General features: G+C 64.7%; 7 protein-coding genes and 1 pseudogene. 3 read left to right on the top strand and 5 right to left on the bottom strand.

The features are described 5' to 3' along the window. Positions 1–848: LLM class F420-dependent oxidoreductase (locus tag JOZ00_RS24570; protein ID WP_293349357.1), on the bottom strand; the 848-nt coding region annotated here is incomplete at its 3' end. A gap of 208 nt (positions 849–1,056) precedes the next feature. Between JOZ00_RS24570 and JOZ00_RS24565 the strand changes: the two genes are divergently transcribed. Continuing rightward, positions 1,057–2,025: a 2-hydroxyacid dehydrogenase gene (locus JOZ00_RS24565; RefSeq protein WP_293349354.1), complete on the top strand. Its 969-nt coding sequence runs from the start codon at positions 1,057–1,059 to the stop codon at positions 2,023–2,025. A 131-nt stretch (positions 2,026–2,156) separates the two neighbouring features. After that, positions 2,157–2,582, top strand: a complete 426-nt coding sequence (locus JOZ00_RS24560) for an ATP-binding protein (RefSeq protein ID WP_293349360.1) — start codon at positions 2,157–2,159, stop codon at positions 2,580–2,582. 43 nt (positions 2,583–2,625) lie between these two features. Here JOZ00_RS24560 and JOZ00_RS24555 read toward each other — a convergent pair whose 3' ends face one another. Next, a complete protein-coding gene (locus JOZ00_RS24555) occupies positions 2,626–3,849 on the bottom strand; it encodes a cytochrome P450 (protein WP_293349352.1) in 1,224 nt (407 codons plus the stop codon). A 203-nt stretch (positions 3,850–4,052) separates the two neighbouring features. Between JOZ00_RS24555 and JOZ00_RS24550 the strand changes: the two genes are divergently transcribed. After that, a complete protein-coding gene (locus JOZ00_RS24550; protein ID WP_293349349.1) occupies positions 4,053–4,877 on the top strand; it encodes a formate/nitrite transporter family protein in 825 nt (274 codons plus the stop codon). Here the strand turns inward: JOZ00_RS24550 and JOZ00_RS24545 are convergent. The 3 genes and pseudogenes from JOZ00_RS24545 to JOZ00_RS24535 form a co-directional block, all read right to left on the bottom strand. Next, a pseudogene (locus JOZ00_RS24545) lies at positions 4,874–5,905 on the bottom strand (4Fe-4S binding protein). The gene JOZ00_RS24550 and the pseudogene JOZ00_RS24545 sit on opposite strands and share 4 nt — an antisense overlap. Positions 5,906–5,987: 82 nt before the next feature. Then, positions 5,988–7,343, bottom strand: coding sequence for a wax ester/triacylglycerol synthase family O-acyltransferase (locus tag JOZ00_RS24540; RefSeq protein WP_293349346.1), 1,356 nt, complete (start codon positions 7,341–7,343; stop codon positions 5,988–5,990). 141 nt (positions 7,344–7,484) lie between these two features. Next, a partial coding sequence (locus JOZ00_RS24535) for a nuclear transport factor 2 family protein (RefSeq protein ID WP_293349343.1) occupies positions 7,485–8,032 on the bottom strand: 548 nt, incomplete at its 5' end.

Raw genomic sequence — 8,032 nt, 5'->3', positions numbered from 1 at the left:
TCGGCGGCCACCCGCTCTAGGGCCGCGAGGTGGGCGTCGACGCCGGCCAGGCCGGCGTTCATGGTGTTAACGGACAGATGCGTGGCACCGGCGGCTTTCCACTCGGCGATTCCGGCGGCGGCCTTGTCGGGGTCGCCGGTCCAATTGACCCGGCCCTCCATGCCGAGGGCCTTGGCATCGCGGCCGGCGGCGGACGCCGCACGCTCCACCTGTTCGCGCGCGTAGTCGAGGCCAGGCCCGGGGTCCATCATCGGGAACCAGCCGTCGCCGAGCCGTCCGGCGCGCTCGTAGGCGCGGTCGGAGGCCGCACCGAACCACACCGGGATAGGCCGCTGGGTGGGCATCGGGGCCAGCCCGGCCGCGGTGACGGTGTGGTACTTCCCGTCGAACGTGACCGATTTCTCGGTCCACAACCTGCGCATCAGCTCAACCTGCTCCTCGGAACGCTTGCCGCGGTTGGTGAACCGCTCACCGAGCGCCTCGTATTCGACGGCGTTCCAGCCCAGCCCGACGCCGAGCCGGAATCGCCCGCCGGTGAGCAGATCGACCTCGGCGGCCTGCTTGGCCACCAACACCGACTGTCGCTGCGGCAGGATGATGACGCCGGTGACCAGTTCGAGCGAGGTGATGGCGGCCAGGAAGCCGAACATGACGAACGGCTCGTGGAACGTCGTGTCGATGTCGTAGGGGCCCTGCCATCCTTGGTGCACGCTCGGATCGGCGCCCACGACATGGTCGTAGGCCAGGATATGGGTGAATCCAAGCTCCTCGACGCGTTGGCCGTACGCGCGCACGACAGCGGGGTCGCCGCCGAGCTCGGTTTGTGGGAAGACAACTCCAATGCGCATTGACCGTTCAACCACGCCGCATCGAAATCGCTTCCCCGCAAGACAGGGGCGGTGCCGTCTTCTCACCTCTCGGCAAGGGGTCGCTCGAAGCGACTGTTCTGGTGTGGTACCCGGGGGAATGTCCGGCACCGCCGGGATGGTCAACGACGTTCGTCGTCCAGATATTTCCTGGCCTGCCAACAGCTTCGCGCTAGGCGATGATGAACCTGTGACGGCGAAGAAGATCGATGGCGTGCTGCGGGTCGGCAGATTCGAGCCGACGTTCGAGAAAGAAGTGGCCGCGCGCTACGAAATCCCGAAGCTGCCCGGCGGCGCCGAACGGGCCGCGTTCCTGGCCGAGCGCGGCGGCGACGTCCGCGCGGTGCTGACGTCGGGTTCGCCCGGCATCGACGCCGATCTCATCGCGGCGCTGCCCAATCTCGAGGTGATCGTCAACAACGGTGCGGGCGTGGATGCCATCGATCTGGCGGCGGCCAAACGGCGTGGGATCGGCGTCAGTAACACCCCAGATGTGTTGTCGGACACGGTTGCCGATACGGCCCTGGGGCTGATTCTGATGACGCTTCGCCGTCTCGGCGCCGCCGACCGCTACGTGCGGGCGGGCCGGTGGGAGCGTGAGGGCCCCTTTCCGTACGCCCGGGACGTCAGTGGACTGCAGGTCGGGATCTTGGGCCTGGGGCGCATCGGTTCCGCCATCGCGACGAGATTGCTGGGATTCGACTGCGCCATCGCCTACCACAACCGACACCGGGTCGACGGTTCGCCATACCGCTATGCGGAGTCGCCGGTGGAGCTGGCCGAGTCGGTTGACGTGCTGGTCGTCGCTACCACGGGCGACCACAAGACCCGCCATCTCGTCGACCGCGCCGTCTTAGAAGCGCTGGGTCCCGAGGGTTACCTGATCAACATCGCCAGGGGCAGCGTCGTCGACCAGGACGCGCTGGTCGAGTTGCTGGCCGGCGGCGGGCTGGCAGGAGCGGGTCTGGATGTCTTCGCCGAAGAACCGCACGTGCCCACCGAATTGTTGGACCTGGACAATGTCGTGCTCCTCCCACACGTCGGGAGCGCGACCGCCCGCACCCGCAGGGCCATGGCGCTGCTCGCAATCCGCAATCTCGAGAGTTATCTCGATACGGGCGAGCTGACGACACCCGTGCTGCGTCCGCACAGGTCATAACGGGGCGACGGGGAGAATTTCGACGGCTATCCAGCTGTGGCCGAAGCGATACGCCGAATAGGTTATTGCCCCAACCACAACTGGGTATGCGGCTGCACATGGGTTCACTACTGTCGGAGACCGCCACCCCGGTGCGGCTGACTCTTGCCGGGACCGCCGATTCCGATACCGCAGCGCAATGGCGCCGTGAGCTGCAACAGTGGCTGCAGTACGAGGTGCAGACGTCTGCGGAGACTCGAGAAGACGTGGTCCTGGGAGTCAATGAAGCGTTGGCGAATTGTGTCGAGCACGCCTACCGCGCCCATCGCGAAGCCGGCGGCATGAAACTTCAGGCCAGCTACGACCCCGACGGGGAGTCGATCCGGGTGTGCGTCAGCGACCGCGGAAGCTGGCAACCGCCGTCGTCGAGGAAGCCCAGCGACCCCCACGCCTCGCGGGGCATCCTGCTCATGCACAGCCTGGCCGACCACTGCACCATCCATGCCCGCCCGAACGGCACCAGCGTGTACTTGGACTACGCCGCGGACGCGGACTCCGCCGGCAATTCACAACTTTGAAGCCACGACCGGCTCGCGACGCGTGTGCGCCGAGCCTGGTCCGCTATCGCCGGTCGCCGATCGGAGCCGAAGGCGTGAATGCCACCGGCATCTTCTCCAGACCGCTGACGAAATTCGCGGGCCGCAGCGGTAACGGATCATCGGAGGACAGCCGCATATCGGGGAGCCGTTTCAGCAGGCGCTCCTGCATCATCGACAGTTCCAGTCGCGCCAGCTGATTGCCCAGGCAGAAGTGGGTGCCGAACCCGAACGCCAAGTGATTGTTCGGGAATCGGTCGATGCGAAAGTTGTCGGGATCGCCGAAGACCGCCTCGTCGAAGTTCGCCGATTCGAAAAGCAGGATGATCTTCTCGCCCTGCTGAAGTTGCGCGCCGTGGAACTCGGCGTCGGCGGTCATCGTGCGGGCCATGTTCTTGACCGGAGCGGTCCAGCGCAGCATCTCCTCGATGGCGTTCGGCAGCAGCGAGACGTCGTAAACCAATCGGTCGCGCTGATCAGGGTGGCGCAGCAGCTGCGCGGTCCCCCCGGACAGTGTGTGCCGCGTCGTCTCGTCACCGCCGATCAGCAGCAACAACACTTCGGTGACGATCTCGTGGTCGGCCAGTTTCTCGCCGTCGACCTCGGCGTGCACCAGGACGCTGACCAGATCGTCGGTCGGCTCCGTTCTACGCGCCGCGATCATGCCCATCATGTACTCGGTGTAGGCGGTGAACGCGTCCAGCGACACCTGGAAGTCCTCTTGGGCGGTCGTGCTGCTGAGCAGAGTCACCATGTCGTCGGACCAACGCAGGAACATGCCGCGCTCCTCCGGAAGCACACCGAGCATGTCGCCGATGACGGCCATCGGAAGCGGCGCCGCGATGTCCCAGACGAAGTCGCATTCGCCCCGTTCGCATACCGCGTCGATCAACGCGTCACACAGGGTGCCGATCGAATGCTGCCTGTCTTTCACCCGCTTACGGGTGAAGCCGGAGTTGACGAGCTTGCGGCGCAACAGATGGATCGGGTCGTCCATTGTGATCATCATCGGCGGCCCGTCTTGATCTGGACGGATGCCGCCGGCGTTGGAGAACAGCTCGGGTGCGCGTTCGGCGTCGATCACCGACTGATAGGTCGCCGCGGCCGCCAATCCGTTGCGGTCCCGAAACACCGGCTCGTTGTCGCGCATCCACTTGTAGACCGAGCGCGAGTCGCCCGCGTAGAAGGCGCCGTCGGTCAGGTCAATGTCGGGCCGCAGTTCACTGCGGGTATCGATGGTGCTGTGCAAGGCTCTTATCCTTCCCCGCCGCCGGGCGCACACCGCTCTTTGTACCGTGGACCTTACAGTAGGCGTTCTGGTATGCGGCACCAAGCTTTTCGGAGGAAAGCCCACGGCCGCTGTGGCTCAGCTAACGGCTCGCATCGGGGATCGAGGCCGTCGGAATGGGTATAGAAGCGTTCCGTCTACCTTTTACTCGCGAGGAACCCACCATGAGCGAAATGATCCGGCGCCAGCTCGGTAGAACGGACAGCCCGATCGAGGACGAGCTCGAGGACGCCTTCACCAGGATGTTGAGCGAGGGCACCCAGCGCCTGCACCGTAGTTGGCGAGGAGTACTGGTCACCGGCTTTTTCGGTGGCACCGAGGTTGCGCTCGGCGTGCTCGCCTACCTGTCGGTTTTGGACGCTACCCATCAGCCGCTGCTCGCGGGTCTCGCGTTCTCGATCGGATTTCTTGCCCTCCTGCTAGGCCGCAGCGAGCTGTTCACCGAAGGGTTCATCATCCCAGTTGTCACGGTCGCGGCGAAGCGCGCGAGCCTTTTTCAACTGGCCAAACTGTGGGGCGGAACGATGTTCGCCAACCTCGCCGGCGGCTGGGTGATCATGTGCCTGATCATGGCGGGCTTCCCCAAGTTGCAAGCGCAGACCATCGAATCCGCCGCTCACTTTGCTACCGCACCGATGTCGTGGCAGACCCTGTCGCTGGCCGTACTGGGCGGGATGGTGATCACGTTGATGACCCGAATGCAACATGGCACCGACTCGGTTCCGGCGAAGATAGCCGCGGCCGTCGCTGCGGCATTCTTGCTCGCGGGGCTGCAGTTGTTCCACTCAATTCTCGACTCGCTGTTGATCTTCGGCGCCCTCGCCACCGGGAAAGCGCCGTTTGGCTGGGTCGACTGGTTCGGCTGGTTCAGCTATACCGTGGCCGGCAACGTCATCGGCGGCCTCCTGTTTGTGACGCTGCTGCGACTACTGCGCAGTAAGGACCGTTTGGAAGAGGAACGCGCCGATGCCGATTCGGCGTGGTCCTAGCGACCCCGAACCCCGCTGTCGACGATCTTGATCTGCTTGTGCGGGTACCGGCGCCGGGCATGCGCCTCGGCTGCCGAGTTCGGCAGGACATACAGGGTTTCTTTCTTGTCCTGCAAGGGTTTTAGCACCAAGTCCATAAAGTTTTTGCGGTCGTCGAGATACGGTTCGATGACGTCCTCTCCCGCAGGGCAGACGGCCAGGCAATAGGCAGCCTTGTAATTGGGTTTGAACGACAGGCTCTGTCACATCGAGGCATTCTCGGAATCGCTTACCCGGGAACGAAAGTCGGCGGCATCCGCGCTGTCGGCGATGGTCTGTACCCAGTCAGTGAATCCACCCATGAACTCGCGGTAGTTGTGCACCGAGCACGCGACGAAGTCGAATTCCCCGTTCTTACCGATCGCGCCCACGGGGCACGCCGCCACGCACAGCTTGCACTCCAGACACGGGCTGTAATCGAGTGGTTCGCCGTAGCCGCTGACCGGTGCGTCCACCAGGATGGTGCCGAGCAGGATGAAGTTGCCGAACCTCGGATGAATCACGTTGCGGTGTATGCCCATTACGCCGAGACCGGCGGCGACGGCGACAGGCTTGTGCGCGACCACCCAGATGCGCCCCGGGAATTTGTCCATCTCCATGGGGAAGGTGGCCGACGGATTCAGCGCCCGATAACCGGCCTCCTGCAGTTGCCGCACGATGCGGTGGGCGGCTTCGTTGAGCAGTTCCCCGCTGCGGTGGAATTCCTGGTTGGCGACGCTGCGCGCCGACGAGCGGACGTTATCCCGGTTCATTTTGACGACGAGCGAGATGTAGCTCTTGGTGCCCGGAAGCGCGGCCTCGACGTGCTCGACTTCCGAGGCCAGGTCGGGGTTGTCGACGCTGGCGAACGCCACGTCGTCGACGCCGGCCGTCAGGCAGATTTCCCGCAACCAGTCGGCATCGAGCACACCGGGACGCTTTGTCCTGCGAGACCGCACCTTTCGGACGGTGGGGTGCTCAGCCAGTCGGCCCGGGAGTCTGTCAGCCATGCTGAGTATAGTACAACATACTCAGCTACGAGTGCGAGATCTACCGGTGATCGGTGTCGATTCCGAAGGGCGTCAGGGCATCTCAGACGCCGGTTGCGCGCTCCAAATCCTTCAGCGAGGTGTCCAGGTGGCCCAGGAGCCGCTGCAGGTGTGGAACGCTGCGGCGGCATCCGACGAGTCCGAAGTCGAGGTTGTTGGCGTTGTTGGTCACCGTGATGTTGACCGCCTGCCCGTCGAGGGGGATGGACAGCGGGTAGTTGCCGTCCAGCCGCGCACCACGCCAGTACAGCTGGTCGGAGCAGCCGGTCGACACGTTGGAGATCACGATGTTGAACGGCGGCGAGCCCGCCGAGAGGTAGCCCGGGATCAGCCCGAAGAAGAGTCCCCCGATGTTGAAGGCGGACAGGGCAAGTTGCTGAACCGCCGGCAGCTGCCAGAACACCTCTTTGGTGTCGCGGATCGACGAGCTGATGATCTCGAGGCGCTTCGCTGGATCGTCGAGATTGGTCGCCAGGTTGCACAGGAAGGTCCCGACGTTGTTCCCGGCGCGGTCGTCGCCGTCCTTGCGCAGATTGACCGGGACCATCGCGGTCAGCGGGGCGTCGGGCAGCGCGTCCTGTTCGAGGAGGTACTGGCGCAGCGCGCCGGATGACATCGCGAGGATGACGTCGTTGACCGTCACGCCCGCGGCCGATTTGACCGCGTTGATGCGGTCCAAGGACCAGGACTGTGCGGCCACCCGTCGGGCGCCACCGATCCGGACGTTGAACATGGAGCGCGGCGCCCGAAATGGCAGGGTCAGTTGTTGTTCGAGCAGCGCGGCCCGCGCGAGCTTGAGCGTCGACGGCGCCAGTCCGAGCGCCGAACCGGCGGTGTGCCCGATCCGTTCGAACAACGACGTTTGCTTGCGCTCCCTGCGTTTGCGCGGCCCCAGGCTCCATGGGACCCGCACCTCGTCGTCGTCCGGGTCGGAGGTGAAGGCGCGCTGCACCAACCGCAGCGCCGACATACCGTCCATGAGGGAATGGTGGTACTTCGTGTACACCGCGTAGCGCCCGTCCTGCATGCCTTCGACGAGGTGCGCCTCCCACAGCGGCCGGTGCCGGTCGAGCAGACTGCCGTGCAACCGCGAAGCCAGCTCGAGCAGATCGCGGACTCGTCCGGGTTCGGGCAGAGCAGAGCGGCGAAGGTGGTAGTCAAGTTCCACGTCCTTATCGGAGGACCAGGCGAGATTGGTGACGCCGCCGAAGAAGGCCGGATGCTTACGAAAGGCCGGTTGCACGTCGGTGCACTCGAGCATGGCCTGGTAGGACTCGCGCACGAAATGGGGCCCCGCATCCGCGGGCGGCTCGAACAGCTGCAGCGATCCCACGTGCATGGCATGTTCGCGTGATTCACCGATGAGGAACAGCGCGTCCGTTGGCGATATCAGTTCCATGGTTGTCCACCGTGTCCTTCCGGCCTTGCCGTCCAAACGTGATGGACGATCTACCTCTTAGTAACCAAACCGGGCTTTATCCACACCCGAGCTCACACATCAATGCGCGGGAGATTTGGCGGCGGGACGATTAGCTGAGGCTCAGGGGGCCGCGGAAAGGATGCCGACGCGACCGGCATCGGCTTCGCGCCGCAACACGGTGGTGCTGAGCTCGAATCGCAGGCCGGAGATCGTTTCGTTCACCAATGGGTTGCCTGTCCACCACGTGATGCGGCAAACGCGGTGACTGATCCGCCACCCGGCGGGCGTACGCACCAGGGCGTCGTCGTACCAGCCGGTGCCATCCCACAGCGGGTTGTCGCCGGCCGCCTTGCGGATCAACCGCCAGCCCCCGTTGCAGAAGCTGTGCGCACGGTCGCCCGCGACGTGGACGACATGGGTGGACATGGTGTGCTGGGTGGAATCGAAGGGGTCGTGAAACGCGGCGAACTCGGTCTTGAATCGTTCGCGATCGGTCCAGCGCGACGTCGGACCGTAGTCGGCGTCGACGTCGGGGGCGAAAATTCGGTCGAACAGTTCCCATCGCTGGCTGTCAACCGCCAGTCCATAGAGATTGACCAGTTGAGTGATGGCCGCGACGTCGCTGTCGGTCATGGTTCTCCCGGGTGCGGTGATGTGTCTTGAGCACA

This window comes from Mycobacterium sp. (assembly GCF_019243155.1).
Lineage (GTDB): Bacteria > Actinomycetota > Actinomycetes > Mycobacteriales > Mycobacteriaceae > Mycobacterium.
The sequence above is the reverse complement of the archived record's forward strand: the minus strand, read 5'-3'. Positions and strand labels throughout refer to the sequence as shown.